At 73.4% G+C, this 26,915-nt stretch carries 23 protein-coding genes; 19 read left to right on the top strand and 4 right to left on the bottom strand.

The genetic code is table 11. The features are described 5' to 3' along the window. From ACSP97_RS08940 to ACSP97_RS08925, 4 genes are all read left to right on the top strand, one after another. Window positions 1-1,029 (top strand): HAD-IIA family hydrolase, encoded by a 1,029-nt coding sequence (locus ACSP97_RS08940; protein WP_440557031.1) that lies wholly within the window; start codon window positions 1-3, stop codon window positions 1,027-1,029. 77 nt (window positions 1,030-1,106) lie between these two features. Then, entirely contained in the window at window positions 1,107-2,150 is a 1,044-nt protein-coding gene (locus ACSP97_RS08935; RefSeq protein WP_355328149.1) for a FecCD family ABC transporter permease, read from the top strand. Continuing rightward, window positions 2,147-3,193, top strand: a complete 1,047-nt coding sequence (locus ACSP97_RS08930; RefSeq protein WP_355328151.1) for a FecCD family ABC transporter permease — start codon at window positions 2,147-2,149, stop codon at window positions 3,191-3,193. The genes ACSP97_RS08935 and ACSP97_RS08930 overlap by 4 nt, the downstream gene beginning before the upstream one ends. Before the next feature lie 29 nt (window positions 3,194-3,222). Next, the gene (locus tag ACSP97_RS08925) at window positions 3,223-4,035 is read left to right on the top strand and encodes an ABC transporter ATP-binding protein (protein WP_355530292.1); all 813 of its coding nucleotides are present in this window, start codon (window positions 3,223-3,225) and stop codon (window positions 4,033-4,035) included. Here the strand turns inward: ACSP97_RS08925 and ACSP97_RS08920 are convergent. Continuing rightward, a complete protein-coding gene (locus ACSP97_RS08920; RefSeq protein ID WP_440557027.1) occupies window positions 4,019-4,366 on the bottom strand; it encodes a sterol-binding protein in 348 nt (115 codons plus the stop codon). The two genes, ACSP97_RS08925 and ACSP97_RS08920, sit on opposite strands and share 17 nt — an antisense overlap. A gap of 42 nt (window positions 4,367-4,408) precedes the next feature. On the opposite strand from ACSP97_RS08920, the gene ACSP97_RS08915 reads away from it, so the two are divergent. The 6 genes from ACSP97_RS08915 to ACSP97_RS08890 all read left to right on the top strand — a co-directional run bounded on the left by ACSP97_RS08915 (window position 4,409) and on the right by ACSP97_RS08890 (window position 10,476). Continuing rightward, window positions 4,409-4,711: a hypothetical protein gene (locus ACSP97_RS08915; protein ID WP_355153002.1), complete on the top strand. Its 303-nt coding sequence runs from the start codon at window positions 4,409-4,411 to the stop codon at window positions 4,709-4,711. A gap of 7 nt (window positions 4,712-4,718) precedes the next feature. After that, a complete protein-coding gene (locus ACSP97_RS08910) occupies window positions 4,719-5,534 on the top strand; it encodes a TlyA family RNA methyltransferase (RefSeq protein ID WP_355153000.1) in 816 nt (271 codons plus the stop codon). Continuing rightward, the gene (locus ACSP97_RS08905) at window positions 5,531-6,436 is read left to right on the top strand and encodes an NAD kinase (protein ID WP_355152998.1); all 906 of its coding nucleotides are present in this window, start codon (window positions 5,531-5,533) and stop codon (window positions 6,434-6,436) included. The genes ACSP97_RS08910 and ACSP97_RS08905 overlap by 4 nt, the downstream gene beginning before the upstream one ends. A gap of 104 nt (window positions 6,437-6,540) precedes the next feature. Then, the gene (gene recN / locus ACSP97_RS08900) at window positions 6,541-8,283 is read left to right on the top strand and encodes a DNA repair protein RecN (protein ID WP_355152996.1); all 1,743 of its coding nucleotides are present in this window, start codon (window positions 6,541-6,543) and stop codon (window positions 8,281-8,283) included. A gap of 40 nt (window positions 8,284-8,323) precedes the next feature. Then, entirely contained in the window at window positions 8,324-9,070 is a 747-nt protein-coding gene (locus tag ACSP97_RS08895; protein WP_355152995.1) for a hypothetical protein, read from the top strand. 269 nt (window positions 9,071-9,339) lie between these two features. Further along, window positions 9,340-10,476, top strand: coding sequence for a glycosyltransferase family 4 protein (locus tag ACSP97_RS08890; protein ID WP_355328157.1), 1,137 nt, complete (start codon window positions 9,340-9,342; stop codon window positions 10,474-10,476). 4 nt (window positions 10,477-10,480) lie between these two features. On the opposite strand, the gene ACSP97_RS08885 is transcribed toward ACSP97_RS08890, so the two are convergent. From ACSP97_RS08885 to ACSP97_RS08875, 3 genes are all read right to left on the bottom strand, one after another. After that, window positions 10,481-12,130 carry a PucR family transcriptional regulator gene (locus tag ACSP97_RS08885; protein WP_355530295.1) on the bottom strand — a complete coding sequence of 550 codons (1,650 nt, stop codon included), beginning with the start codon at window positions 12,128-12,130 and terminating at the stop codon, window positions 10,481-10,483. A 127-nt stretch (window positions 12,131-12,257) separates the two neighbouring features. After that, a complete protein-coding gene (locus ACSP97_RS08880; RefSeq protein ID WP_440557023.1) occupies window positions 12,258-13,640 on the bottom strand; it encodes an FAD-binding oxidoreductase in 1,383 nt (460 codons plus the stop codon). Between the two features lie 42 nt (window positions 13,641-13,682). Then, a complete protein-coding gene (locus ACSP97_RS08875) occupies window positions 13,683-15,485 on the bottom strand; it encodes a glycoside hydrolase family 15 protein (protein WP_355153019.1) in 1,803 nt (600 codons plus the stop codon). A gap of 604 nt (window positions 15,486-16,089) precedes the next feature. Between ACSP97_RS08875 and ACSP97_RS08870 the strand changes: the two genes are divergently transcribed. The 9 genes from ACSP97_RS08870 to ACSP97_RS08830 all read left to right on the top strand — a co-directional run bounded on the left by ACSP97_RS08870 (window position 16,090) and on the right by ACSP97_RS08830 (window position 26,863). Continuing rightward, window positions 16,090-17,739, top strand: coding sequence for a CTP synthase (locus ACSP97_RS08870; protein ID WP_355152988.1), 1,650 nt, complete (start codon window positions 16,090-16,092; stop codon window positions 17,737-17,739). An 83-nt stretch (window positions 17,740-17,822) separates the two neighbouring features. Continuing rightward, window positions 17,823-18,452 (top strand): NUDIX domain-containing protein, encoded by a 630-nt coding sequence (locus ACSP97_RS08865; RefSeq protein ID WP_070028011.1) that lies wholly within the window; start codon window positions 17,823-17,825, stop codon window positions 18,450-18,452. A 170-nt stretch (window positions 18,453-18,622) separates the two neighbouring features. Continuing rightward, window positions 18,623-20,710, top strand: coding sequence for a tetratricopeptide repeat protein (locus tag ACSP97_RS08860; protein WP_440557021.1), 2,088 nt, complete (start codon window positions 18,623-18,625; stop codon window positions 20,708-20,710). A gap of 134 nt (window positions 20,711-20,844) precedes the next feature. Continuing rightward, the gene (ald, locus tag ACSP97_RS08855; protein WP_355152985.1) at window positions 20,845-21,969 is read left to right on the top strand and encodes an alanine dehydrogenase; all 1,125 of its coding nucleotides are present in this window, start codon (window positions 20,845-20,847) and stop codon (window positions 21,967-21,969) included. Between the two features lie 414 nt (window positions 21,970-22,383). Further along, on the top strand, window positions 22,384-23,517 hold the full coding sequence (locus ACSP97_RS08850; protein ID WP_355152983.1) for a ParA family protein: 1,134 nt from the start codon (window positions 22,384-22,386) through the stop codon (window positions 23,515-23,517). Then, the gene (locus tag ACSP97_RS08845) at window positions 23,502-24,044 is read left to right on the top strand and encodes a hypothetical protein (protein WP_355152981.1); all 543 of its coding nucleotides are present in this window, start codon (window positions 23,502-23,504) and stop codon (window positions 24,042-24,044) included. Before ACSP97_RS08850 ends, ACSP97_RS08845 begins: the two co-directional genes overlap by 16 nt. Window positions 24,045-24,062: 18 nt before the next feature. Further along, the gene (locus tag ACSP97_RS08840; RefSeq protein WP_440557018.1) at window positions 24,063-25,145 is read left to right on the top strand and encodes a segregation and condensation protein A; all 1,083 of its coding nucleotides are present in this window, start codon (window positions 24,063-24,065) and stop codon (window positions 25,143-25,145) included. Next, the gene (gene scpB, locus ACSP97_RS08835) at window positions 25,142-25,789 is read left to right on the top strand and encodes an SMC-Scp complex subunit ScpB (protein WP_355530307.1); all 648 of its coding nucleotides are present in this window, start codon (window positions 25,142-25,144) and stop codon (window positions 25,787-25,789) included. Before ACSP97_RS08840 ends, scpB begins: the two co-directional genes overlap by 4 nt. Window positions 25,790-25,801: 12 nt before the next feature. After that, a complete protein-coding gene (locus ACSP97_RS08830) occupies window positions 25,802-26,863 on the top strand; it encodes a pseudouridine synthase (RefSeq protein ID WP_355152975.1) in 1,062 nt (353 codons plus the stop codon). Window positions 26,864-26,915 lie beyond the last annotated feature (52 nt).

Here is a 26,915-nt window from a genome sequence, read left to right as displayed (position 1 = left end):
ATGAGCCAGGGCGTCGGTACCGGTCCGCGGGGCAGTGAGCGGCCCTTGAACGAGGCGTACGACACGGCGCTGCTCGACCTGGACGGGGTGGTGTACGCGGGCGGGAAGGCGATCGCGCACGCGGTCCCCTCGCTGGAGCGGGCCCGCGCGGGGGGTATGCATCTGGCGTACGTCACCAACAACGCGCTGCGTACGCCGCAGGCGGTCGCGGAGCACCTGACCGAGCTGGGGATACCGGCGGGCGCCGACGACGTCATCACCTCGGCGCAGGCGGTGGCGCGGCTGATCGCCGAGCAGGTGCCGACCGGGTCGCGGGTGCTGGTGATCGGCGGCGAGGGACTGCGGGTGGCACTGCGTGAGCGGGGCCTGGTGCCGGTGGAGTCGGCGGACGACGATCCGGCGGCGGTCGTGCAGGGGTACGGCGGGATGGAGCTGCCCTGGGGGCGGTTCGCGGAGGCCTCGTACGCGGTGCGGCGCGGGGTCCCGTGGTTCGCGTCCAACACCGATCTGACGATCCCCAGCGGGCGCGGGATCGCGCCGGGCAACGGCGCGGCCGTCGAGGTCGTACGGATCGCGACGGGCAAGGAGCCGCAGGTGGCGGGCAAGCCGCTGCCGCCCATGCACCGGGAGACGATCCTGCGGACGGGCGCGCGGCGCCCGCTGGTGGTCGGGGACCGGCTGGACACCGACATCGAGGGCGCGTTCAACGGCGGGGTGGACTCGCTGCTGGTGCTGACCGGGGTCACCGACGGGGCCCGGCTGCTGGCCGCCTCCCCAAAGCACCGTCCGACGTACGTGGACGCGGATCTGCGGGGGCTGCTCACCCGCCAGCCGGAAATCACCCGAGAGGGTGATGGTTTCCGGTGCGGCGGGTGGACGGCGACGGCCGGGGCGGACCGGCTGGAGCTGGTCGGCGACGGCGAGTCCCTGGACGGCCTGCGGGCGCTGTGCGCGGCGGCCTGGACGGCGGCCGGGGAGGGCTCCTGCGAACTGGACGGGGACAAGGCGCTGGCGCGGCTCGGACTCTGAGGCCCCCTCACCTCTGCGGCGGGAGCTTTCCGCACCCGAAGACTCGACCAGAAGCGAGGATAGGCTAACCTAACCTCGTGTTGGTCGACAGTCCTCCGGAACAGCGCGCGGAGACCGCCCCCGCGTCCCCGACCCGCAAGGCGGTGCGGCCCCTTGGGCTGGTGCTCGCCGTCGCGGTCCTGGTGCTCGTCGCCCTGGCGAGCATCGCGATCGGGGCGAAGGCGCTCTCCTTGGACCAGGTCTGGCACGGCCTGTTCCACGACACGGGGACGTACGGCGACGTCGTGGTGGACGAGCGGCTCGCGCGCACCCTCCTCGGGCTGCTGGCCGGCGCCGCGCTCGGTCTGTCGGGCGCGGTGCTCCAGGCGCTCACCCGCAATCCGCTGGCCGACCCCGGTCTGCTCGGCATCAACGCCGGTGCCTCGGCGGCCGTCGTCACCGCCATCACCTTCTTCGGCGTCACCAGCCTCTCCGGCTATGTGTGGTTCGCCTTCCTCGGCGCGGCGGCGGTGGGCGCGCTGGTGTGGTTCCTCGGCGGCAGCCGGGGCGCCACCCCGGTCCGGCTCGCGCTCGCCGGCACGGCGATCAGCGCGGCCCTGTACGGCTACCTCCAAGCCGTGATGATCATGGACGACGCGGCGCTGGGCCGGATGCGTTTCTGGACGGTCGGCTCGCTGGCCTCGGCCACGAACGCGACCATCGCGCAGGTGCTGCCGTTCCTCGCGGCGGGCACCCTGCTCGCGCTCGCCCTGGCCCGGCCGCTGAACGCCATGACGATGGGCGACGACACCGCCCGCTCCCTCGGCGCCCGCCCGCACCGCACCCGGGCCCTGGCCATGCTGGCCGCCACCGTGCTGTGCGGCGCCGCGACCGCCGCCTGCGGCCCCATCGTCTTCGTCGGCCTGATGGTCCCGCACGCGGTGCGCTCCTTCACCGGCCCCGACCTGCGCTGGATCCTGCCCTACGCGGCCGTCCTGTCGCCGGTGCTGCTGCTCGGCGCCGATGTCGTCGGCCGGGTGGTGGCCCGCCCGGCCGAGCTCCAGGTCGGCATCGTCACCGCGGTCATCGGCGGCCCGGTCTTCATCTTTCTGGTACGACGACGGAGGACGGCCCAGCTGTGAGGACACACCCCAGGAGCCGTGCCGTACGCGTCCCCGGCGGCCTCTCGCTGCGCCTGGACCCGCGGGCGCTGGTCGTCGTCGTCCTGCTGCTGGCCGCCGCGCTCGCGGCTGGCGTGGCACTGATCGGCACCGGCGACGCGAAGATCCCGGCGGCCGACGTGCTGCGCACCCTCGCCGGACACGGCACCGCCTACCAGGACTTCATCGTCCGCGAGCTGCGCCTGCCCCGGGTCCTGGTCGGGCTGCTGGTCGGCGCCTCGCTCGGGCTCGGCGGCGCGCTGTTCCAGTCCGTCTCCCGCAATCCGCTGGGCAGCCCGGACGTCCTCGGCCTGTCGCAGGGGGCGACGGCGGGCGCGCTGGTGGTGATCGTGCTGATGTCCGGCAGCGCCGCCGCCGTCACCGCCGGAGCGCTGGCCGGAGGACTGCTGACCGGGCTCGCCATCTACCTGCTGGCCTGGCGGCAGGGCGTGCACGGCTACCGCCTCGTCCTGGTCGGCATCGGCGTCAGCGCCGTGCTCACCGCCGTCAACGGCTATCTGCTCACCAAGGCCGACATGGTGGACGCGGCCCGCGCCGTCGTCTGGATGACCGGCTCCCTCAACGGCCGTGACTGGGACCAGGTCTGGCCGCTGCTCGCGCTGTGCGCCGTCCTCGTCCCGCTGGTCCTCGCCCACGCCCGGGGCCTGCGGATGCTGGAGATGGGCGACGACACCGCCGGCGCCCTCGGCGTGCCCGTGCAGCGTGTGCGGCTGGTGGTGATGACCGGCGCCGTGCTGCTGACCGCGGCCGCCACCGCCGCCGCCGGACCCGTCAGCTTCGTCGCCCTCACCGCGCCCCAGCTCGCCCGCCGGCTGACCCGCTCGCCGGGCCCCAACCTGGTGCCCTCCCTCTGCATGGGCGCCGCCCTGCTGGTCACCGCCGACTGGGCCGCGCAGCGCGCCTTCGGCGCCGACCAGCTGCCCGTCGGAGTGGTCACCGGCGTCCTCGGCGGCGGCTACCTGCTGTGGCTGCTGGTCACCGAGCGCCGGGCGGGCCGGATATGAGCGACCCGCGCACGATCCCTAGGAGCACCATGAACCGCCTGTCCGCCGAGCACGTCACCCTCGCCTACGACCAGCGCGTCATCGCCGAAGAGCTGTCGGTGCAGATCCCCGACCGCTCCTTCACCGTGATCGTCGGCCCCAACGCGTGCGGCAAGTCGACGCTGCTGCGGGCGCTGTCCCGGATGCTCAAGCCGGACCGGGGCCGGGTCCTCCTGGACGGGCAGGCCATCCGGTCGCTGCCCGCCAAGCAGGTCGCCCGCACCCTCGGCCTGCTCCCGCAGTCGGCCGTGGCCCCGGACGGCATCACCGTCGCCGACCTGGTCGGCCGGGGCCGCTACCCGCACCAGGGCCTGCTGCGCCAGTGGTCGGCCGAGGACGAGCGGGTCGTCCAGGAGTCCATGCGGCAGACCGGCGTGGACGGGCTCGCCGACCGGTACGTGGACGAACTCTCCGGCGGGCAGCGGCAGCGGGTGTGGATCGCGATGGCGCTCGCCCAGCAGACCCCGCTGCTGCTCCTGGACGAGCCCACCACCTACCTCGACATCCAGCACCAGATCGACGTCCTCGACCTGTGCGCCGAACTGCACGAGACCCAGGGCCGCACCCTGGTCGCCGTACTGCACGACCTCAACCACGCAGCCCGCTACGCCACCCACCTGATCGCCCTGCGCGGCGGCGAGGTGATCGCCGAGGGCGCGCCCCACGACATCGTCACGGCCGACCTGGTCGAGCGGGTCTTCGGGCTGAAGTGCCAGGTCATCGAGGACCCCGAGACGGGCACCCCGCTGATCGTGCCGGCGGCGCGCAAGGGCCGCGCTCAGCGGGTCACAGCAGCTTCCTGAGCCGGAACAGGTCCAGCAGGCCCGCCTCCAGGCGCACCCGGCCCTGCCCCCAGGCGGCGGCGAAATGCAGCTTGCCGTCCACCAGCGCCAGCAGATCGTCACCGGCCATCGCCAGCCGGATCTGCGCCCGCTCGCGCGGCGGCCCGGGCAGGGTCTCGTCCACCACCAGGCGGCCCCCGGTCATCCGGCCGGCGAAGGTGATGCCGAGGTCGGTGATGTGGCAGCTCACCGAGCGCTCCAGGGCGGCCGCGGCGCCCACGTCGCCCTCGGCGCCCCGCATGTTGTCCGAAAGCTTCTCCAGTGCGGCGCGGCACTCATCGATCGTGGCCATCGCCACCGACGGTACCGCAGCGGTTCGCGGTAGCGTCTGGGCATGAGCGAGTCCGCGTTCGAGGCCGAGGCCGGCGAGAACACCGCCCCGGCCGTACCCCCGAGCGAGCCCGAACCCGAGTACGAGCCCGCGGCCCCGGCCCCCCTGGACCTCCCGCGCACCCCGACCGGCAACGCCGAGGTCGACGCCCGGCTGGCACGGCTGGCCGATGCCGACCACCTGCCCACCGACGGACATGTCGCGGTGTACGAGGATGTACACCAGGGGCTGCGCGACGCGCTCAGCGCGCTCGACGCCCGCCCGGGACCACCGGCGCCCCCACCGTCGCACCAACACAGGAGCTGAACCGAACGTGGCAGGAGTCGCACGCCGTCGTCTGGACGCGGAGCTGGTCCGCCGGAAGCTCGCGCGCTCGCGCGAGCACGCCAGCCAGCTGATCGCCGCGGGACGGGTCACCGTCGGCAAGACCGTCGCGACCAAGCCGGCCACGCAGGTGGAGACCGCCGCCGCGATCGTGGTCCAGGCCGACGACAGCGACCCCGACTACGTCTCCCGGGGCGGCCACAAGCTCGCCGGCGCGCTGGCGGCCTTCGTGCCCCGGGGGCTGGTGGTGGAGGGCCGGCGCGCGCTCGACGCCGGCGCGTCCACCGGCGGGTTCACCGACGTCCTGCTGCGCGCGGGCGCCGCCCATGTGGTCGCCGTGGACGTCGGCTACGGGCAGCTCGCCTGGTCCCTCCGGCAGGATGCCCGGGTCACCGTCAAGGACCGCACCAACGTACGGGAGTTGACGCTCGACGCGATCGACGGGGAACCTGTTGATCTGGTGGTGGGCGACCTGTCCTTCATCCCGCTCGGGCTGGTGCTGCCCGCCCTCAAGCGGTGTGTGAAGCCGGACGCCGACCTGGTGATGATGGTCAAACCGCAGTTCGAGGTGGGCAGGGAACGGCTCGGCAGCGGGGGTGTCGTACGGAGTCCGCAGCTGCGGGCGGAGGCCGTGCGAGGGGTGGCCGAGAAGGCCTGGGAGCTGGGGCTCGGTGCGCGGGGCGTCACCGCGAGTCCACTGCCGGGTCCCTCGGGCAACGTCGAGTACTTCCTGTGGCTGCGGTCCGGCGCCCCCCGCCTGGACCCGGCCGACGTCGATCGCGCAGTGGCGGAGGGGCCGCGTTGACACAGAATCTGGCGCGTACTGTTTTCCTGCTCGCCCACACCGGGCGGCCGGCGGCGATCCGCAGCGCGGAACTCGTCGTCAAGGGCCTGCTGCAACACGGCATCGGTGTGCGCGTGCTGGAGGAGGAGGCGCGTGACCTGCCGCTCCCGGACGAGGTGGAGCTGGTGGGGGAGGCCACCCCGCGGTGCCTCGACGACTGCGAGCTGCTGATCGTGCTCGGCGGGGACGGCACGTTGCTGCGGGGCGCGGAGTTCGCCCGCGCCTCCGGGGTGCCCATGCTCGGCGTCAACCTGGGGCGCGTCGGGTTCCTCGCGGAGGCGGAACGCGACGACCTCGATCGGGTGGTCGACCGGGTGGTCGAGCGGTCGTACGAGGTCGAGGAGCGGATGACCGTCGACGTGGTGGTGCACCGCAATGGGGACGTGGTGCACACCGACTGGGCGCTGAACGAGGCGGCCGTGCAGAAGGCCGGCGCCGAGAAGCTGCTCGAAGTGGTGCTGGAGATCGACGGGCGGCCGGTGACGGGATTCGGCTGCGACGGGGTGGTGCTGTCCACGCCGACCGGGTCCACGGCGTACGCGTTCTCCGCCGGCGGGCCGGTGGTGTGGCCCGAGGTGGAGGCACTGCTGATGGTGCCGATCAGCGCCCACGCGCTGTTCGCCAAGCCGCTGGTGACCTCGCCGGACTCGGTGCTCGCCGTCGAGGTGCTGCCGCACATCCCGCCGGGGGTGCTGTGGTGCGACGGGCGGCGGACCATCGAGCTGCCGCCGGGGGCGCGGGTGGAGGTGCGGCGGGGCGCGGTGCCGGTGCGGCTGGCCCGGCTGCACCACTCGTCGTTCACGGACCGGCTGGTCGCGAAGTTCGCGCTGCCCACCACCGGGTGGCGCGGCGCCCCGCACTAGAACCCTCCGGCGAGGCCCCGCACCGGGGCCGCCCGCCGCAGTCGTGCGCCGCGGCCGCTCACCGGAAAGAGCGGCCTGTGTGCACGCGACGCCCGAGACCTCGTATGGTCTGTTCCGTGTTGGAGGAGATGCGGATACGGTCGCTCGGAGTCATCGACGATGCCGTCGTCGAACTGTCGCCGGGGTTCACCGCGGTCACCGGTGAGACGGGCGCGGGCAAGACCATGGTGGTCACCAGCCTGGGACTGCTGCTCGGTGGCCGGGCCGACCCGGCGCTCGTGCGGATCGGCGCCGGGAAGGCGGTCGTGGAGGGGCGCATCGCCGTGCCCGCGGACGCCGCCGCCGTCGTACGGGCCGAGGAGGCCGGTGCCGAGCTGGACGACGGCGCCCTGCTGATCAGCCGCACCATCTCCGCCGAGGGCCGCTCCCGGGCGCACCTGGGCGGGCGCAGCGTGCCCGTGGGACTGCTCGCCGAGCTGGCCGACGACCTGGTGGCCGTGCACGGGCAGACCGACCAGCAGGGGCTGCTGAAGCTGTCCCGCCAGCGCCAGGCGCTGGACCGGTACGCGGGCGACGCGGTCGCCGTGCCGCTCGCCAAGTACACCGGGGCCTACCGGCGGCTGCGCGCCGTCTCCACCGAACTGGAGGAGATCACCACCCGGGCGCGGGAGCGGGCGCAGGAAGCCGACATGCTCCGCTACGGCCTCGACGAGATCGCCGCCGTGGAGCCGCGCGCCGGGGAGGACGCGGAGCTGGCCGAGGAGGCGGAGCGGCTGGGGCACGCGGAGGCCCTGGCGTCCGCCGCGACGGCCGCGCACGCCGCGCTCGCGGGCAACCCCGAGGACCCCGAGGGCATCGACGCCCAGGCCCTCGTCGCGGGCGCCCACCGGGCCCTGGAGGCCGTGCGCTCCCACGATCCGGCGCTGGCCTCGCTCGCCGAGCGGATCGGGGAGATCGGGATCCTGCTCGGCGATGTGGCCGGCGAGCTGGCCGGGTACGCGGACGACCTGGACGCCGACCCGCTGCGGCTGTCCGCGGTCGAGGAGCGCCGGGCCGCCCTGAACGCGCTGACCCGCAAGTACGGCGAGGACGTGAACGCGGTCCTCGCCTGGGCCGAGCAGAGCGCCGCCCGGCTGACCGAGCTGGACGGCGACGACGAGCGGATCGCGGAGCTGACCGCCGAGCGGGACGCGCTCCGCGCCGAACTGGGAGGTCTCGCCCAGGCGCTGACCGACGCCCGCACCGAGGCCGCCGAGCGGTTCGCCGCCGCGGTGACCGCCGAGCTGGCCTCGCTGGCCATGCCGCACGCGCGGGTCTCCTTCGACATCCGGCAGACCGAGGACCCGGAGGGGGTCGAGGTCGGCGGGCGACCGGTCGCCTACGGCCCCTCGGGCGTGGACGAGGTCGAGCTGCTGCTCGCCCCGCACCCGGGCGCCCCGCCGAGGCCCATCGCCAAGGGCGCGTCCGGTGGTGAGCTGTCCCGGGTGATGCTCGCCGTGGAGGTCGTCTTCGCGGGCACGGACCCGGTGCCGACGTACCTGTTCGACGAGGTCGACGCGGGCGTCGGCGGCAAGGCCGCGGTCGAGATCGGCCGCCGGCTGGCCAAGCTCGCCAAGAGCGCCCAGGTCGTGGTGGTCACCCATCTGCCCCAGGTCGCCGCCTTCGCCGACCGGCAGCTGCTGGTGGAGAAGACCAACGACGGCTCCGTCACCCGCTCCGGCGTCAAGGTCCTGGAGGGCGAGGAGCGCGTCCGGGAACTCTCCCGCATGCTGGCGGGCCAGGAGGACTCGGAGACGGCCCGGGCCCACGCGGAGGAACTCCTGGCGACCGCGCGGGCGGACCGGTAGCGGGAGCCGGCGCAGCGGGAGCGGGACTTAGGGTGACGGGATGACCGGCACCCGAAAGACCCGCTCCTTCCTGCTGTCCGCCGCCCTCACCCGGGCCGGCTACGTGCTGCTGCGCGCCAAGGCGCCCGGCGCTGCGGAGCGCTGGCAGCGGACGAACCACGCCGGGCGGGAGGTCGAGCTGTACGCCGGGCCGGCCACGGCGCTGGGCACGGCGGTCGCCGCCGCCCGGGTGCACCCCGGGGCCGGGCTCGCCGCCTTGGCGGCGGGCTGCTGCGGGGCGTACGACGACGCGGCCGGCGACCACCGGCGCGGCTTCCGGGCCCATCTCGGCGCGCTGCGCGAGGGCGAGGTCACCAGCGGCGCCGTGAAGCTGTTCGGGATATCGGCGGCCGGACTGGTCGCGGGCGCGCTGCTCAAGGAGCGCCCGCTGGACAGGCTGCTCGCCGGGGTCGTCATCGCGGGCGCCGCGCACTTCGTGAACCTGGTCGACGTACGGCCGGGACGGGCGCTCGGCGCGGTGCTCGCGCTCGGGGCGCCCGGGTTGCTGCGCGGCGGGCCCGGCGGGGAGCTGGCCGCCGTCGCCACAGGCGGCGCGGCGGCCGTGCTGCGCGAGGACGCCGGCGAGCGGACGATGCTCGGGGACACAGGGGCGCACGCGCTCGGCGCCGCGCTGGGGGCGGCCGTGGTGGCGGGCAACGGGCGCGTGGGACTGCTCGCGCACGCCGTCGCCGTCGTGACCGCCGCCGTGTACGGGGACCGGATCACCGCCTTGGCGAAGGCACTGTGAGCGCCTGACCTCGGGCGACGCGAGGGAGCAGCGTCAGCGGAGACAAGGCCCTCTTCACCCGTGTGGGTGATGTGCTCCGGCGCATTGCCCCGGCCCGCCGCCCTGTGCGCCCACCCGCAATTCCCCAGCGGGCACCGCCTGCTGGCATGCTGGGTGGGAACACCGCCCGCGCGGGAGGCGCGCGAGGTGCGTTCCTCCGCCCCCGTGCGCCCGCTACTTTCTGTACGTTGCCTCGTGACCGCCCCACGCCGAACCAGGAGCCCGGCCCTGTGAGCCCCCTGAGCAGCAACGCACCGCACGGCCGGCCGCCGCTGCGCACCGTGCAGGTGCTGGGCGGGGGCAACGCCGGCAGCGGCGCGCACGTGCGCTCCCTGGCCGCGGGGCTGGTCGCCCGGGGCGTGCGGGTCACGGTGTGCGCCCCCACCGAGGCCGACCGTACCTACGACTTCACCGGAGCCGGCGCCGGTCACATCCATGTGCCGCGCAGCAGCGACCCCTCCTCGGTGACCGCGCTCCGGGCGGCCTGCGCCGACGCCGACCTGGTGCACGCGCACGGCCTGCACGCCTCCTTCCGGACCGCCCTTGCCCTCGGCGGCCGCCCCACCCCGCTGGTCGTCACCTGGCACAACCGGTCGTACGCCGAGGGCGCGCGGGCCCAGCTGCTGCGGATGCTGGAGCGCCGCGTGGCCCGCTCCGCGACCGTGGTCCTCGGCGCCAGTCCCGATCTCGTCGACCGGGCCCGCCGCACCGGCGCCCGGGACGCCCGGCTCGCCGCCGTCACCCTGCCGGGCCGTCCCCGCCCCGCGGCCGTACCCGACGAGCGGGACCCGCGGCGGCCCAAGGCGCGCGCCGAACTGGGCGCCACCGGACGCCCGTTACTCCTCGCCGTCGGCGCCCTCGACCGGCACCGCGGCCACGAGACCCTGCTGGACGCGGCGCGCGCCTGGCGGAACCTGGACCCCGTGCCACTGGTCGCCGTCGTGGGAGAGGGCCCGCTGCGGCCGGTGCTCCAGCGGCGGATCGAGGCCGAGGAACTGCCGGTGCGGCTCCTCGGCGACCGCGACGACCTGCCCGCCCTGCTCGGCGCCGCCGACCTGGCGCTGCTGACCGGCCGGTGGGAGTCCCGTCCGGTGCTCGCCCAGGAGGCGCTGTACGCGGGCGTCCCGCTGGTCGCCACCCGCGTCGGCGGTGTCCCCGACCTCGTGGGCGACGCGGCCGAACTCGTGCCGTACGGCGATCCGTCGGCGCTGGCCACCGCCGTCGGACGCCTGCTCGCCGACCCGGCGCGCCGGGAACTGCTGCGGGAGCGGGGCGGACGACAGGCCGCGAGCTGGCCCACCGACGAGGAGACGGTGGCCCATGTGCTCAGCGTCTACGACGAGTTGACCCGGCCGCTGATCCTGTGAGCGGTCAGGGCACGTGGCGGCGGGCGCGCAGGGCGAGGCTCAGGGCCAGCACCGTCTGCGGGTCGTCGAGATCGGTGCCCAGCAACTCCCCGATGCGGGCGAGCCGGTTGTAGAGGGTCTGCCGGTTCAGATGGAGTTCGCGGGCCGTCTCCGCCTTGCGGCCCGCGTGCGCGAGATAGGTCTCCAACGTGGGCAGCAGCGGCGGCTTGGAACGGCGGTCGTGGTCGCGCAGCGGACCGATCGCCCGGTCCACGAAGGCCGCGAGGTCCGGATGGTCGCGCAGCCGCCACAGCAGCAGATCGATGTCGAGGCGGCGGGCGTCGTACCAGGGGCGGTCGACGAGGCCCTGCGCCGCCGTCGCCGTCTCCGCCGCGTGCCGCAGTCCCGCCGAGGCCGCCGCCCAGCCGCCCGCCACCCCGACCACCACCACCGGCGGCGGGCTGCCGGCCCGCCGCATCCCGGCGCGCTCCACACCCGCCCGCAGCGCCGCCGCCACCCGGTCCGCGACGGCCGAACGCTCCGACTCCGCGCGCAGCCCGAGCAGCACCAGCACCCGGCCCTCCACCGGCCGCACCCCCAGCAGCACCGGCACGCCCACCGCGGCCAGCTCCTCGGAGACGGCCCGCGCGAGGACCGCCCAGCCGCCCCCGGCGGGGGAGAGGGGGTCGCCGACCCGCATCACCACCGGCAGCAGCGGGCTGCCACCCGGTTTGAAGCCCAGCACCCGGGCCTGGGCCGGCGCGTCCTCCGCCGAGATCCGGCCCTCGGCCAGATCGGTCAGGAAGTCGCCGCGCCCGCGCGCCGCCAGCTCCTCCTCCTGCCGGGCCTGCATCAGCACCACGGCCAGGATGCCCGCGGCCCGCTCCGCGGCCATCCGGTGCACCGGCGCGAGCGGGGAACGCACCGGCAGCAGCACCAGCCGGGCCCGCACCGAACCCGTGGTGCCGGGGCCGCCGCCGGGCACGTCCACCAGCACCGAACCGGCGGGCGGCGGGGCGTTCTTGTGCGGGCCGCGCAACCCCTCCCACACCTGCAACGGGTCCGCGCCCTCGGGCCCCGCCCCGGCCGCGTACAGCAGCCGCCCGTCGGGGGTCTCCAGGAACACCGGGTTGCCCCCGAAGTCCGCCAGGATGCCCAGCACCTGGGGCACCCCGCCGCCGCCCAGCAGCGCCTCGGTACAGCGCCGGTGCACCTCCTCGGCCCGCTGGAGCAGCGCGTAGTGGCCGTTGACGATCTCGGTGTGGATCTCCTCCGTGACCGTCACGAACGGCACCTCGCGGTGCAGCTGCACCAACGGCAGCCCGGCCGCGCGCGCGGTGTCCACCAGCGCCGCCGGCAACCGGCTGAAGCGCGGGCCCAGCTCCACCACCAGGGCGGCGATCCCGCGCTCGGCCAGCGTGCGCACGAACGCCCGCTGCTCGGCCGGGCGGCTGCCGAGCCCGTACCCGGTGGTGAGCAGCAGCTCGCCGCCCTTGAGCAACGAGGCGATGTTGGGCACCTCGCCCGCGTGCACCCAGCGCACGGTGCGGCTGAGCCGGTCCGCGCCCGCGAGGATCTCCGGCAGCCCACTGCGCAGCCCGGGCAGCTCCAGGGCCCGCTGAACGGTGATCCCCGCGCCCTGCGTCTCCGGCCCGCTGTCCGTACCGCTGTCCATGCTGCGGACGCTACCTGCGAAAACGCCCGAAGAGAATCTTCCGGCCAGGGCCTCTCGTTCGGATCGTGCCGGGCTCGCGGGCCCCGGCACCGCGCCTCGCGGCGTTGTCGTCGGCGAACGAAAGACCCTAGATCGGCCTGATGTTGCGGTCGAAGCGGAAGACGTTGTCCGGGTCGTACCGCCGTTTCACCTTCTCCAGCCGCAGCGTGTTCCCCGCGCCGAGGCCCGCCCGGACCCGCTCGGGGCCCTCGTCACCGATCAGGGTCGGACAGACGGCCCCGGTGCTCCAGGGCCCTACGGCGGTGCGCACCCGCCGCACCCAGCCGGCGCAGCGCTCGTCGTCGGCCGGGTCCGCCCAGACGGCGAGCGGGTGCACCAGCCAGGGCGCGTCCCGGTACGCCACCGGGTACGCGTGCGCCCCGGCCGCGACCGCCCCGCCCAGCGGGAACAGCGCGAGCCGGGTGCCGGCCCGGGCCGGCATGTCCGCCCCGAGGGCGCAGAAGACGTCGGCCGCCGCGTCCGGCAGCGCGCCGAGGCACTCCGCCGAGCCGTGGCAGCGCAGCCCCGGCGGGACGTCGAGCAGGCGCTGCGCGTCGGCGTACGGCACCTCGCCCACCAGGTGCGCCTCGTGCGGCAGCGCCCGCAACGGCGCGGCGAGGGCGCGCAGTTCCTCCGTACCGCCCGCGCAGGTCAGCAGCGCCGCGCACAGCCGCCTGCCCGCCAGGCGGGACGGCACCAACTCCGGTGGCGGACCGGTGAGATACAGCACCGCTCCGCCCACCGCATCCGGGGCGGTGCCCAGGACCTCCCGGAAGGCGCGCACCACCCGGGGCCCCGACTCAGCCGGACACAGCGTCAACGCCAGGCTGAAACGCGGAAGTTCGTGCAGTTCCAGGGTGAGCGCGGTGGCGACGCCGAAGTTGCCGCCCCCGCCGTGCAGCGCCCAGAACAGCTCCGGGCCGTCGTCGGCGCTCGCGTGCAGCCGCTCCCCGTCGGCGCTCACCAGCTCCACGGCGACGAGGTTGTCCACGGCCGGCCCGAAGACGCGCTCCAGCCAGCCGGAGCCGCCGCCGAGCACGAACCCGCCGACCCCCGCGCCGGAGGCCCGGGATCCCGTCGTCGCGAGGCCGTACGGCCGGGCCGCCCGGTCCAGATCGCCCGTCGTGGTCCCGCCCCCGACCCGGACCGCCTGCGTGGCCGGATCGACCGTGACCTCCCGCATCCGCCGCAGGTCCGCCACGAGCGCGTTGTCGCCGAGCGCGCGGCCGCCGAGGTCGTGACCGCCGCCGCGGACCGCCACCGGCAGGTCCAGGTCGCGTGCGAAACACACCGCGCGGACCACGTCGGCCGTGTGCGCGCACCGCGCGATCACGGCCGGCCGCCGGTCGACCATCCCGTTGAAGACCGCCCGGGCTTCGTCGTAGCCGGGGTCCTCGGGCGCGAGGACGTCACCGAGCAGGTCCTCGCGGAGTGCGGCGAGGACCGTGCGCGCCTTCGAGCGGGGTGCCACGGTTTCCAGCGTGGCACCCCCTGGCGCGTCGGGGCACGGCCGTCAGCCGCCGTACGCCCCCGACGCCGTCAGCCGCAGCGCCGTGTCGATCAGCGGCACGTGACTGAACGCCTGCGGGAAGTTGCCCACCTGGCGCTTCAGGCGGGGGTCCCATTCCTCCGCGAGCAGACCGAGGTCGTTGCGCAGGGCGAGCAGCTTCTCGAACAGCTTGCGGGCCTCGTCCACGCGGCCGATCATCGCCAGGTCGTCGGCCATCCAGAACGAGCACGCCAGGAAGGCGCCCTCGTCGCCGGGGAGGCCGTCGACGCCCTCGTCCTGGCCCTCGGTCGGATAGCGCAGGATGAAGCCGTCGGACGTGGACAGCTCGCGCTGGATCGCCTCGATGGTGCCGATGACGCGCTTGTCGTCCGGGGGCAGGAAGCCCATCTGCGGGATCAGCAGCAGGGAGGCGTCCAGCTCCTTGGAGCCGTAGGACTGGGTGAAGGTGTTGCGCTCCTTGTCGTAGCCCTTCTCGCACACGTCCCGGTGGATGTCGTCGCGCAGTTCGCGCCAGCGCTCCAGCGGGCCGTCCGCGTCCCCGGACTCGATCAGCTTGATGGTGCGGTCCACCGCGACCCAGGCCATCACCTTGGAGTGCACGAAGTGCCGGCGCGGGCCGCGCACCTCCCAGATGCCCTCGTCCGGCTCCTGCCAGTGGTCCTCCAGGTAGCGGATCAGCTTCAGCTGGAGCAGGGACGCGTAGTCGTTGCGGGCCAGGCCCGTCATGTGGGCCAGGTGCAGGGCCTCGGTGACCTCGCCGTACACGTCCAGCTGGAGCTGGTGGGCCGCGCCGTTGCCGACCCGGACCGGGGCCGAGCCCTCGTAGCCGGGCAGCCAGTCCAGCTCGGCCTCGCCCAGCTCGCGCTCGCCCGCGATGCCGTACATGATCTGGAGGTTCTCCGGGTCGCCCGCGACCGCGCGCAGCAGCCACTCGCGCCAGGCGCGCGCCTCCTCGCGGTAGCCGGTGCGCAGCAGCGAGGACAGGGTGATCGCCGCGTCGCGCAGCCAGGTGTAGCGGTAGTCCCAGTTGCGCACGCCGCCGATGTCCTCGGGCAGCGAGGTGGTGGGGGCGGCGACGATGCCGCCGGTGGGCGCGTAGGTCAGCGCCTTCAGCGTGATCAGGGAGCGGATCACCGCCTCGCGGTACGGGCCGTGGTACGTGCACTGCTCCACCCACTCGCGCCAGAAGTGCTCGGTCGCCTCCAGCGACTGCTCCGGCTCCGGCAGGGCGGGCGGCTCCTTGTGCGAGGGCTCCCAGGAGACCGTGAACGCGATCCGGTCGCCGGGGGCGACCGTGAAGTCCGCGTAGGTGGTCAGCGACTTCCCGTAGGTCTCGACATCGGTGTCGAACCACACGGAGTCGGGCCCGGCGACGGCGACCGTGCGGCCCTCGTGCTTGTGCACCCAGGGCACCACCCGGCCGTAGGAGAAGCGCATCCGCAGCGCCGAGCGCATCGGCACCCGGCCGGTGACGCCCTCCACGATCCGGATCAGCTGCGGGGCGCCGTCGCGCGGGGGCATGAAATCGGTCACGCGGACGGTGCCGCGCGGGGTGTCCCACTCCGATTCCAGGATCAGCGAGTCGCCCCGGTAGCCGCGGCGGGCCGCCGTGGGCGGCTCGGAGTCGGCCGCGTGCGCCGGGCCGAGCCGCCAGAAGCCGTGCTCCTCGGTGCCCAGCAGGCCGGCGAAGATGGCATGCGAGTCGAAGCGGGGAAGGCACAGCCAGTCCACCGTGCCGTCCCGGCAGACCAGTGCGGCGGTCTGCATGTCTCCGATGAGTGCGTAGTCTTCGATGCGCCCGGCCACGTGCAACTCCAGTCGAACGGCCACGTCACCCCCGCGCGAGGGGGCTGTCGCTAGTGCGGTCAAGGGGGGTCGTTGTTGTGCGTCGTTGAGCGGTGAAGCAAAGCAGCCCGCCGAGCCCTGAGGCAAAACGACAGTCCTTGCTCAACGAACTGCCGCGCTCTCGTGTTCCGGGTGATTCAGGCGGGGGTGTGCCGTCGTCCGGCCGGGCCCGGCAGTGAATGTCCGAGCAGGATACGACGCACCCGGGTGATCCGCGTGCCGCTCCGGGCAACCTGTGTGCGCCGAACGAGTGAGCCCTTGGTGATGATCGTGTGGGGCCGACGGGACTGTGCTTACCCCTGGGGCGTACGGGGCCGGGGGGTCCTGCGCACCTCCGTTTCCGGTGCCACCGCGTGCGCGTCCGCGTGCGCAAGGTGGCCGAAAGTCGACGTGTCCGTGCACGGAGCGTGGCCGGAAGCCATTGCCTCCGGGCGCTGATACCCTGGTAGCCCGTGGACCGGTGGGCCCGAAACCCCCGAACCGCAGCGACGGCACCCTCGGAGCGATCCGGGGCGGACAGCCGCACCGCACGACAGCCAGCGACCACGGGAGCCCCCTCTTGGCCATGCCGCCGAAATCTACGACGACCAAGCACATCTTCGTCACCGGGGGTGTCGCCTCCTCGCTCGGCAAGGGCCTCACCGCCTCCAGCCTGGGCATGCTGCTCAAGGCCCGTGGCCTGCGCGTCGTGATGCAGAAGCTCGACCCCTACCTGAACGTCGACCCGGGCACGATGAACCCCTTCCAGCACGGTGAGGTGTTCGTCACCAACGACGGCGCCGAGACCGACCTGGACATCGGCCACTACGAGCGCTTCCTCGACCGCGACCTGGACGGCTCGGCCAACGTCACCACCGGCCAGGTCTACTCGACGGTGATCGCCAAGGAGCGCCGCGGCGAGTACCTGGGCGACACCGTGCAGGTCATCCCGCACATCACCAACGAGATCAAGCACCGCATCCGCCGCATGGCGACCGACGCGGTGGACGTCGTCATCACCGAGGTCGGCGGCACCGTCGGCGACATCGAGTCGCTGCCGTTCCTGGAGACCGTCCGCCAGGTCCGCCACGAGGTGGGCCGGGACAACGTCTTCGTGGTGCACATCTCCCTGCTGCCCTACATCGGCCCCTCCGGCGAGCTGAAGACCAAGCCGACCCAGCACTCCGTCGCCGCGCTGCGCAACATCGGCATCCAGCCGGACGCCATCGTGCTGCGCTGCGACCGAGAGGTCCCCACCGCCATCAAGCGCAAGATCTCGCTGATGTGCGACGTGGACGAGGCCGCCGTGGTGGCCTGCCCGGACGCCCGCTCGATCTACGACATCCCGAAGGTCGTGCACACCGAGGGCCTGGACGCCTACGTGGTGCGCAAGCTCGACCTGCCCTTCCGGGACGTGGACTGGACGACCTGGGACGACCTGCTGGACCGGGTCCACAACCCGGAGCACGAGGTCACCCTCGCCCTGGTCGGCAAGTACATCGACCTGCCCGACGCCTACCTCTCGGTCACCGAGGCGATGCGCGCCGGCGGCTTCGCCAACCGCGCCCGCGTGAAGATCAAGTGGGTCACCTCCGACGACTGCAAGACCCCGGCCGGCGCCAAGGCGCAGCTCGCCGACGTCGACGGCATCTGCATCCCGGGCGGCTTCGGCGACCGCGGTGTGCTCGGCAAGGTCGGCGCCATCCGCTACGCCCGCGAGAACAAGATCCCGCTGCTCGGCCTCTGCCTCGGCCTCCAGTGCATCGTGATCGAGGCCGCGCGCAACCTGGCCGACATCCCGGACGCCAACTCCACCGAGTTCGACCCGGCCACCGCCCACCCGGTGATCTCCACCATGGCCGAACAGCTGGACATCGTGGCCGGCGAGGGCGACATGGGCGGCACCATGCGCCTGGGCATGTACCCGGCCAAGCTGGCCGAGGGCTCCCTCGTGCGCGAGGCGTACGACGGCAAGGAGTACGTCGAGGAACGGCACCGTCACCGCTACGAGGTGAACAACGCCTACCGCGCGGAGCTGGAGAAGAAGGCGGGTATCCAGTTCTCCGGCACCTCCCCGGACGGCAAGCTCGTGGAGTACGTCGAGTACCCGCGCGACACGCATCCCTACCTGGTCGCCACCCAGGCGCACCCGGAGCTGCGCTCGCGGCCGACCCGCCCGCACCCGCTCTTCGCCGGTCTGGTGAAGGCCGCGGTCGAGCGGAAGATCGGGAAGTAACGCGGGAGTTGTACGGTGGCCGGGGCGCTGGTGTCCGCAAGGACCGCGTCCCGGCCGCTCGCGCACATGGGGAAGGACAGGGCATGACGACGATCAAGGACACCCGCGAGGAGTGGGAGATCCGGGCGACGGAGACCCCCTTCGTCGGCAACAAGACCTCGGTGCGCACCGACGAGGTGGTCATGCCGGACGGCTCGGTGGTCCGCCGCGACTACCAGGTCCACCCGGGCTCGGTCGCCGTCCTCGCCCTCGACGAGGAGGACCGGGTGCTGCTGATCAACCAGTACCGCCACCCGGTGCGCCACAAGCTGTGGGAGATCCCGGCCGGGCTGCTCGACGTGCCCGGCGAGAACCCGCTGCACGCCGCCCAGCGCGAGCTGTACGAGGAGGCGCACGTCAAGGCCGAGGACTGGCGGGTGCTCACCGACGTGTACACCACCCCCGGCGGCTGCGACGAGGCCGTGCGGATCTTCCTCGCGCGTGATCTGTCCGAGGCCGAGGGGGAGCGCTTCGCGGCGGAGCACGAGGAGACCGACATGCAGCACGCGCGGGTGCCGGTCGACGAGCTGGTGCGCCTCGTGCTCGCCGGTGACGTGCACAACAACTGCCTGGTCGTCGGGGTGCTGTCCCTGGTGGCCGCGCGCGGCGGGGACGGGCTGGACGCCCTGCGCCCGGCGGACGCGCCCTGGCCGGCCCGCCCGTTCTCCTCCTGAACCCACGGAAGCCCATTGGTGTGACCATCGCCTGATCCGATCGGGCGATGTCCCCGTCGTCCCCGCCGTGCTCCGAGCGGAACGTCGCAGAGCGTGAACTAGGCTCTTCAACGCCCGTACCGGAAGATCCGGCGGGCTTGCGCGTGCGGTGTGGGACGGGAGTGTGGCCCGTGACGGATCAGGCGGTGGACACAGGCGGTGCGCGGCTGTCCGCGCCCTCGGCCGACGGGGACCATTTCCTGGGCCGCGCACGGGAGTTGAAGGAGCTGCGCGCCGACATCGAGCGCGCGGGCCTGGACACCATCTCCGGCCGCAAGGCGCCCCGCGCGCGGGTGCTGCTGATCGCCGGGCGCCCCGGTTCCGGCCGCACCACCCTCGCCGCCGAACTGGTCCGCCAGGTCGCGCACCGTTACCCCGACGGGGTGCTGCGCGCCCGGCTCGCCGAGGCCGACGGCACCCCGGTCCCGGTGGAGCGGGCCGCCCGCGAACTGCTGGCCGCGCTGCGGGTACCCGCCCCGGCCGGCGCCGCCGAGGACGATCTGGCACAGGCCCTGCGCACCGCCCTGGCCGGCCGCCGGGCGCTGCTGTTCCTGGACGACGCGGCCGGGGCCGAACAGGTCGACGCGCTGCTCCCGGACGCCCCGGACTGCCTGGTGGTGGCCGTCTCCAAGGGCCCGCTCACCGGCATCGCGGACGTCCGCCCCTGCACCCTGGGCGGCCTCGACACCAAGTCCGCCGTCGAGCTGCTCACCCGCTACACCGGCTCGGTCCGCGTCACCGTCGACCCCCGCTCCGCCGAGAGTCTGGCGGAGGCCTGCCAGGGCCACCCGGCCACACTGGTGCTGGCCGGCGGCTGGCTCGCCGCCCGCCCCAAGGCCGCCGTCTCCGACCTGGCCAAGCGGATGCACACCTTCGGGCAGAACGGCGCGGACGACGCCGACGCCACCCCACTGGCCCGCGTCTTCAGGCTGGTGCACGAGGAGCTGCCCGGCCCTGCCGCCCGGATACTGCGACTGCTCAGCCTGGCCCCGGCCGGCCCGGTCGACGACCACACCGCCTCCGCGCTGGCCGGATGCTCGGTGGAGGCCGCCCGCGCCACCCTGGACGACTTCGTCGCCCTCGGCCTGCTGCGGCCGGTGGACTCGCCGCTCGCCGAGTACGAGGTGCCGGGCTGGCTGCACCCGCTGCTGCGCGCGCTGGCCGAGGCCCAGGAGCGGCCGGGGGAGCTCCAGCTGGCCCGGGCCCGGATGCTGGAGCGCACGGTACGGCTGCTGCACTCCTGCCGGGCCATCACCGAGACCGACACTCCGCAGTCCCGCGAGAAGATCCAGGCGCTGCCCCCGGCGGTGCGCTTCGCCGACCCCCGCGCGGCCGCCGAGTGGCTGCGCGTGCGCAGGCCCGCGCTGCTGGCCTCCGCCCGGCTCGCGGTGGCCGACGGAGAACTGGACACCCTGGCCAGGCGGCTGCTGTCGCAGCTGGTCAGGGCCTTCGCGGCGCATGTCGGCACCCAGGCGGCGGCCGCCGACCTGTACGGCGTGCACAGCCTGGTGCTGGATGTGGCGCAGCGGCGCGGGCTGCCCCGGGAGCGGGCCGCGGCGCTGCTGAACCTGGGCGACCTGGACGCCCAGACCGGCCGTACCCGGGACGCGCTGGCCCGTTACCGGGACGCGCTGGACGCCGGACGGGAGGCGAACGACCCGTACGCGACCGGCCGCGCGATGGAATCCGTAGGCGGCGCCCACCAGGAGCTGGGGGACTACGACCGGGCCGCCGACTGGTTCGGGCGGGCGCTGGCCGACCGGCTGGCCCGCGGCGAGCGCACCGAGGCCGCCCGGCTGTACGGCCGGATCGCCACCGCCCACACCTACGCGGGCCGCTACGGCGAGGCGCTGCGGAACTGGCGGGCGGCCTGCGCGGTCTACCGCAAGAGCGGTGAAGTCGCCTCGTACGCAAGGGCGTTGAGCGAAACGGCCCGGGTGCAGGAGTACGCGGGACGGCCGCAGGAATCGCTGCACACCTGCCAGGAGGCGGTGGAGTGGGCGCGGCGCGCGGACGACGTCCGGCTCCAGGCGGCGTTGCAGCTGCGCCTGGCCGACACCCTGGAGCGCCTCGGCGACCCGACGGCGGCCCGGTTGCACCGGGCCGCGGCCGGGCGTCTGCTGGGTGAGGAGGGCCCGGAGCGGCCGTCCCAGCAGGACACAAGCCCGGAACAAGACCCGAACGCCTGCGAAATCCGCGGTGCATCCTCTGAAGATTGATGCAATGAAAGGCTAGACAGGCGGAACACCTTCATTAAACTGGCTCTGCCGCATGTTCCTGCGGTGTCTCCTGGTATGCCAAGGCATGTCTGGGTACGTCTGTAATGCACCCCCATACCCCTGAGCCAAGGACCGTGATCGACGTGAAGGTCGGCATCCCCCGCGAGGTCAAGAACAACGAGTTCCGGGTGGCCATCACCCCCGCCGGCGTGCACGAGCTGGTGCGCAACGGCCACCAGGTCGTCATCGAGCGGGGCGCCGGCATCGGCTCCTCGATCACGGACGCCGAGTACGTGGCCGCCGGTGGCCGGATCCTGGACACCGCCGACGAGGTGTGGGCCGCCGCCGACCTGCTGCTGAAGGTCAAGGAGCCCATCGCGGAGGAGTACCACCGCCTTCGCAAGGACCAGATCCTCTTCACCTACCTGCACCTGGCCGCCTCCAAGGAGTGCACGGACGCGCTGATCGAGTCCGGCACCACGGCCATCGCCTACGAGACGGTCGAGCTGCCCAACCGCTCGCTGCCGCTGCTCGCCCCGATGTCCGAGGTCGCGGGCCGGCTGGCCCCACAGGTCGGCGCCTACCACCTGATGCGTGCCCACGGCGGCCGCGGGGTGCTGCCCGGCGGTGTCCCGGGTGTGACCCCGGCCAAGGCCGTGGTCATCGGCGGCGGCGTCTCCGGCTGGAACGCCACCCAGGTCGCCGTCGGCATGGGCTTCGACGTGACCCTGCTCGACCGCGACATCAACAAGCTGCGCGAGGCCGACAAGATCTTCGGTACGAAGGTCAAGGCGATCATGTCCAACGCCTTCGAGCTGGAGAAGGCCGTCCTGGACGCCGACCTGGTCATCGGCGCGGTGCTGATCCCGGGCGCCAAGGCCCCGAAGCTCGTCACCAACGAGCTGGTCGCCCGCATGAAGCCCGGAAGTGTCCTTGTCGACATCGCGATCGACCAGGGCGGCTGCTTCGAGGACTCCCGTCCCACCACGCACGCCGAGCCGACCTTCGAGGTCCACAACTCGGTCTTCTACTGCGTCGCCAACATGCCGGGCGGTGTGCCGAACACCTCCACCAACGCCCTCACCAACGCGACGCTGCCGTACATCGTCTCCCTCGCCAACAACGGCTGGGTCGAGGCGCTGCGCCGCGACGCCGCGCTCGCCAAGGGTCTCAACACCCACGACGGCAAGGTGGTTTACAAGGAGGTCGCCGAGGCCCACGGCCTGGAGCACGTCGAGCTGGCCTCGCTGCTCGGCTGACCTTCGCGACCAGCCGAGTCGCCAAGTCGCTCACCGGCAAAAGGCGATTCGTCAACACGTCTCGTCAACCGCCCACGCCCGGCCGGACCTTGCCCGACAAGGTCCGGCCGGATGTGTGTATGGTCACTTTGCGACTCTCGGTCAACTCGCCTCGAACGTAACCGTTCAACCGATTCGCACCCCGGTGAAACCTGCTGTGCGACGGCCGTACGCCCTTGACAGCGACATGTTTCATTGCCGACACATCCTGCCGGGTCCGGCGGATTGTGTTGCTGCGGACCGCCGACACGCCATAGAGTCGCCAACCGTCGGCATGGTGCCACGCTGACCTTGTCTAGAAGTTTCCTGGTCACCAAGGAGGTAAGACGACTTGTGAATGAGTCGACATTTTCTCCCGGGGGTGGTCAACCAGGAATGCCCGCAGGGGGCCAGGGGCCCGCGGGATCCGAGGCTGTCGGCTCCGTAGCTGTGCGCACCTTCGCAGCCCACCAGAGTCCGGGAGCGCCCAGGCCCCGGACAGCACACCAGAGCATGGATGGCCATCACGTGAACGCCATGGCCGGCGACGGAAGTGGCGCGCCCCACAACCACTTCGCCGACTACGACGAACTGCCCGAGGGGCACTTCTACGACCCCGACGCCGAGTACGAGCCCGATCCGGAGTACGCGGCCACGCTCGCGCCCGACGCGGCCCGCCAGCGCCGTGAGCGCATCGGTCCCACCGGACGCCCGCTGCCGTACTTCCCGATCCCGGGCCCGCTGACCGACCACGGCCCCGCGAAGATCATCGCGATGTGCAACCAGAAGGGCGGCGTCGGCAAGACGACGTCGACCATCAACCTGGGTGCCGCGCTCGCGGAGTACGGCCGGCGCGTGCTGCTCGTGGACTTCGACCCGCAGGGCGCGCTGTCGGTGGGTCTCGGCGTCAACCCCATGGAACTCGACCTCACGGTCTACAACCTGCTCATGGAGCGGGGCATGTCGGCGGACGAGGTCCTGCTGAAGACCGCGGTCCCCAACATGGACCTGCTGCCCTCCAACATCGACCTGTCGGCCGCCGAGGTCCAGCTGGTCTCCGAGGTCGCGCGCGAGTCCACGCTCCAGCGGGCGCTCAAGCCGCTGCTGCCCGACTACGACTACATCGTGATCGACTGCCAGCCCTCGCTCGGCCTGCTCACGGTGAACGCGCTGACCGCCGCGCACAAGGTGATCGTGCCGCTGGAGTGCGAGTTCTTCGCGCTGCGCGGTGTCGCGCTGCTGACCGAGACCATCGAGAAGGTCCAGGAACGGCTCAACCCGGAGCTGGAGCTGGACGGCATCCTCGCCACCATGTACGACTCGCGCACGGTGCACAGCCGCGAGGTCCTCGCCCGGGTGGTCGAGGCGTTCGACGACCACGTGTACCACACGGTCATCGGGCGCACGGTCCGCTTCCCGGAGACCACGGTCGCCGGTGAGCCGATCACCACGTACGCCTCCAACTCCGTCGGTGCCGCCGCCTACCGCCAGCTCGCCAGGGAGGTGCTCGCCCGGTGTCACGCCGAGTGAGTCTGCCGGGGGCCGACGAACTCTTCCGTACGACAGGGGGGACGGCGTTGCAGCCGTCGACTCCCCGGCGCGCGGCGGGCGGTGAGGCCCGGGTGCCGGCTCCCGCGCAGGAGAGCGACGACGTGGCCGCCGCCGAGGACGCACCGCAGGCCGTGCCCGTACAGAGCGGCGACGGCGAGGGCGCGGAGCACATGCCGGCGGAGGCGGAGCCCGCCGACGCCGAGTCCCGCGGCCGGCGCCGGCAGTCCGCGCCGGACGGCCCCGCGGCCGCCGCCCAGCCGCGCAAGCGGGGGCGGGCGGCCAGCCGCCGGCCCAGCGGGCGCGAGCGGCACGACGAGAAGATCACCGTGTACGTGTCCGCCGAGGAACTGATGGACCTGGAGCACGCGCGGCTGGTGCTCCGGGGCGAGCACGGACTCGCGGTGGACCGCGGGCGCATCGTGCGCGAGGCGGTGGCCGTGGTGCTGGCCGACCTGGAGTCCCGGGGGGACGCGAGCATCCTCGTGCGACGGCTGCGGGGACGTTAGCGGTAGCCTGCGGGGGCCATGACCTCGTTCGACCTCCCCGACCCCGGTACCGCCGGCCGTCGGCGTGCGCTGGGCCGGGGACCGGGCGCCGCGGCGCTCGACGAGGCCCACGGGACGGTCGTACCGGAAGAAACCCCTGCCGCCGGACCTGATCCCCAGCCCGGACCGGAGCCCGAGCCCGGACCGGAGCCCGCGCCCGAACCCGGACCCGCTTCGGAACCCGCGCCCGACGAGGCGCCCGCATCCGACGAGGCACCCGCATCCGACGCGACACCCGACGACGCGCCCGACGGCGTCTTCAAGGTCCGCCTCTCCAACTTCGAGGGCCCCTTCGACCTGCTGCTCCAGCTGATCTCCAAGCACAAGCTGGACGTCACCGAGGTCGCCCTGTCGAAGGTGACCGACGAGTTCATGGCGCACATCAGGGCGATGGGCCCGGACTGGGACCTGGACCAGACGACGGAGTTCCTGGTCGTCGCCGCCACCCTGCTCGATCTGAAGGCGGCCCGGCTGCTGCCCGCCGCCGAGGTGGAGGACGAGGCCGACCTCGCGCTGCTGGAGGCCCGGGACCTGCTGTTCGCACGGCTGCTCCAGTACCGGGCGTACAAGCGGATCGCCGACATCTTCAACGCGCGCGTCGAGGAGGAGGCCCGGCGTCACCCCCGTACCGTCGGCCTGGAGCCCGAGCACGCCGAGCTGCTGCCCGAGGTCGTGATCAGCATCGGCCCCGAGGGGTTCGCCAGGCTCGCGGTCAAGGCGATGCAGCCCAAGCCCAAGCCGCAGGTCTACGTCGACCACATCCACGCCCCGCTGGTCAGCGTGCAGGAGCAGGCGCGGATCGTGGTCGCGCGGCTGCGGGAACTGGGCGAGGCCGGCTTCCGGACGCTGGTCGAGGACGCCGACGACACCCTGACCGTCGTCGCCCGCTTCCTGGCCCTCCTGGAGCTGTACCGGGAGAAGGCCGTCGCCCTGGAGCAGGAGACGGCCCTCGGCGAGCTGCTGGTGCGCTGGACCGGCGGGGACGGGGAGGCGGCCCCGGTGGTCACCGACGAGTTCGACCGGCCGCCGCAGCCGACCGAGGAGGAGGAGAAGCAGCCGTGAGCGAGACGACCGAGGCGCCCGCGGGGGACGGCGCCGTCGCCGGACTGGAACTCAGGCCCGCCCTGGAGGCCGTCCTCATGGTCGTGGACGAGCCCGCGACCGAGGAGCACCTCGCCAGGATCCTGGAGCGGCCCCGGCGGCAGATCGCCGACGCGCTGCGCGAACTGGCTGACGAGTACACCGTGCAGGGCCGCGGCTTCGAGCTGCGCCACGTCGCGGGCGGCTGGCGCTTCTACACCCGCGCCGCCTACGCGCCCGCCGTGGAACGGCTGGTCCTGGACGGCCAGACCGCCCGGCTCACCCAGGCCGCGCTGGAGACGCTCGCGGTCGTCGCCTACCGCCAGCCGGTCAGCCGCAGCCGGGTCTCCGCCGTACGCGGGGTGAACTGCGACGGTGTGATGCGGACCCTGCTCCAGCGGGGTCTGGTCGAGGAGGCGGGCGCGGAACCCGAAACAGGTGCGATCCTGTACAGGACGACGAACTACTTCCTGGAGCGGATGGGCCTGCGTGGCCTGGACGAGCTTCCGGAGCTCGCGCCCTTCCTCCCGGAGGCGGAGGCGATCGAGGCCGAGACCCAGGAAGGGGTTCCGTCGTTCGACCCGGACGCGCCCGACGCGCCGGGCGTAGAGGACGCAGACGACTAAGACGGAACTTTGATGCGAAGCAGCGGCAGCGGCAAGAGTGGCGGGCGCGGTAACCACCGCGGCGCCGGCAACAACCGGGACGAGCGGCAGGGGCAGGGCCGTCCCCGCAAGCCCCGCCCCGAGGAGCGCCGCTACGACGTGGGCCCCGGCGCGACCCAGGACGGTCCCAAGTCCGGGCGCGGCGGATCCGCGCGCGGCGGCGCCAAGGGCGGCCCGAAGCGGGCCCAGCAGGGCGGTCGTACGGCGCCCTCGCGCTCGCGTGAGTACGAGACGCGGGTCGAGGAGCGCAACCGGGAGCGGTACGCGGGCAAGAAGGACGTCAAGCTGCCCAAGACCTTCCCGGGCGCCGAGCAGGAGGGCGAGCGGCTCCAGAAGGTGCTCGCGCGCGCGGGCTACGGCTCCCGGCGCGCCTGCGAGGAGCTGATCGAGCAGGCCCGCGTCGAGGTCAACGGCGAGATCGTCCTGGAGCAGGGCAAGCGGGTCGACCCGGAGAAGGACGAGGTCAAGGTCGACGGCCTGACCGTGGCGACCCAGTCGTACCAGTTCTTCTCGCTGAACAAGCCGGCCGGCGTCGTCTCCACCATGGAGGACCCGGAGGGCCGCCAGTGCCTCGGCGACTACGTCACCAACCGGGAGACCCGGCTCTTCCACGTCGGCCGGCTGGACACCGAGACCGAGGGCGTCATCCTGCTCACCAACCACGGTGAGCTGGCCCACCGGCTCACCCACCCCAAGTACGGCGTGCGCAAGACCTATCTCGCGCACATCGTCGGCCCGATCCCGCGCGACCTCGGCAAGCGGCTGAAGGACGGCATCCAGCTGGAGGACGGCTACGCCCGCGCCGACCACTTCCGGGTGGTGGAGCAGACCGGCAAGAACTACCTGGTCGAGGTGACCCTGCACGAGGGCCGCAAGCACATCGTGCGCCGCATGCTCGCGGAGGCCGGCTTCCCGGTCGACAAGCTGGTGCGCACCGCCTTCGGCCCGATCACCCTCGGCGACCAGAAGTCGGGCTGGCTGCGCCGGCTGTCGAACACCGAGGTCGGCATGCTGATGAAGGAAGTCGATCTGTAGGCGGCACGCCTTGCGCCGCCCGGCATCCCCCTTTATTGTCACCGTGACGATA

The organism is Streptomyces sp. SCPE 10 (assembly GCF_051980735.1).
Classification (GTDB): domain Bacteria; phylum Actinomycetota; class Actinomycetes; order Streptomycetales; family Streptomycetaceae; genus Streptomyces; species Streptomyces misionensis.
The sequence above is the reverse complement of the archived record's forward strand: the minus strand, read 5'-3'. Positions and strand labels throughout refer to the sequence as shown.

What these genes read in the sequence shown, in the direction of transcription:
- ACSP97_RS08915 (WP_355153002.1), top strand. Translation starts at nt 4,409, where the DNA reads ATGAGCGAGTCCGCGTTCGAGGCCGAGGCCGGCGAGAACACCGCCCCG.
- ACSP97_RS08895 (WP_355152995.1), top strand. Translation starts at nt 8,324, where the DNA reads ATGACCGGCACCCGAAAGACCCGCTCCTTCCTGCTGTCCGCCGCCCTC.
- ACSP97_RS08840 (WP_440557018.1), top strand. Translation starts at nt 24,063, where the DNA reads ATGACCTCGTTCGACCTCCCCGACCCCGGTACCGCCGGCCGTCGGCGT.
- ACSP97_RS08850 (WP_355152983.1), top strand. Translation starts at nt 22,384, where the DNA reads ATGCCCGCAGGGGGCCAGGGGCCCGCGGGATCCGAGGCTGTCGGCTCC.
- ACSP97_RS08920 (WP_440557027.1), bottom strand. Translation starts at nt 4,366, where the DNA reads ATGGCCACGATCGATGAGTGCCGCGCCGCACTGGAGAAGCTTTCGGAC.
- ACSP97_RS08830 (WP_355152975.1), top strand. Translation starts at nt 25,802, where the DNA reads ATGCGAAGCAGCGGCAGCGGCAAGAGTGGCGGGCGCGGTAACCACCGC.
- ACSP97_RS08865 (WP_070028011.1), top strand. Translation starts at nt 17,823, where the DNA reads ATGACGACGATCAAGGACACCCGCGAGGAGTGGGAGATCCGGGCGACG.
- ACSP97_RS08870 (WP_355152988.1), top strand. Translation starts at nt 16,090, where the DNA reads ATGCCGCCGAAATCTACGACGACCAAGCACATCTTCGTCACCGGGGGT.
- recN (WP_355152996.1), top strand. Translation starts at nt 6,541, where the DNA reads ATGGTCTGTTCCGTGTTGGAGGAGATGCGGATACGGTCGCTCGGAGTC.
- ACSP97_RS08925 (WP_355530292.1), top strand. Translation starts at nt 3,223, where the DNA reads ATGAACCGCCTGTCCGCCGAGCACGTCACCCTCGCCTACGACCAGCGC.
- ACSP97_RS08940 (WP_440557031.1), top strand. Translation starts at nt 1, where the DNA reads ATGAGCCAGGGCGTCGGTACCGGTCCGCGGGGCAGTGAGCGGCCCTTG.
- ACSP97_RS08885 (WP_355530295.1), bottom strand. Translation starts at nt 12,130, where the DNA reads ATGGACAGCGGTACGGACAGCGGGCCGGAGACGCAGGGCGCGGGGATC.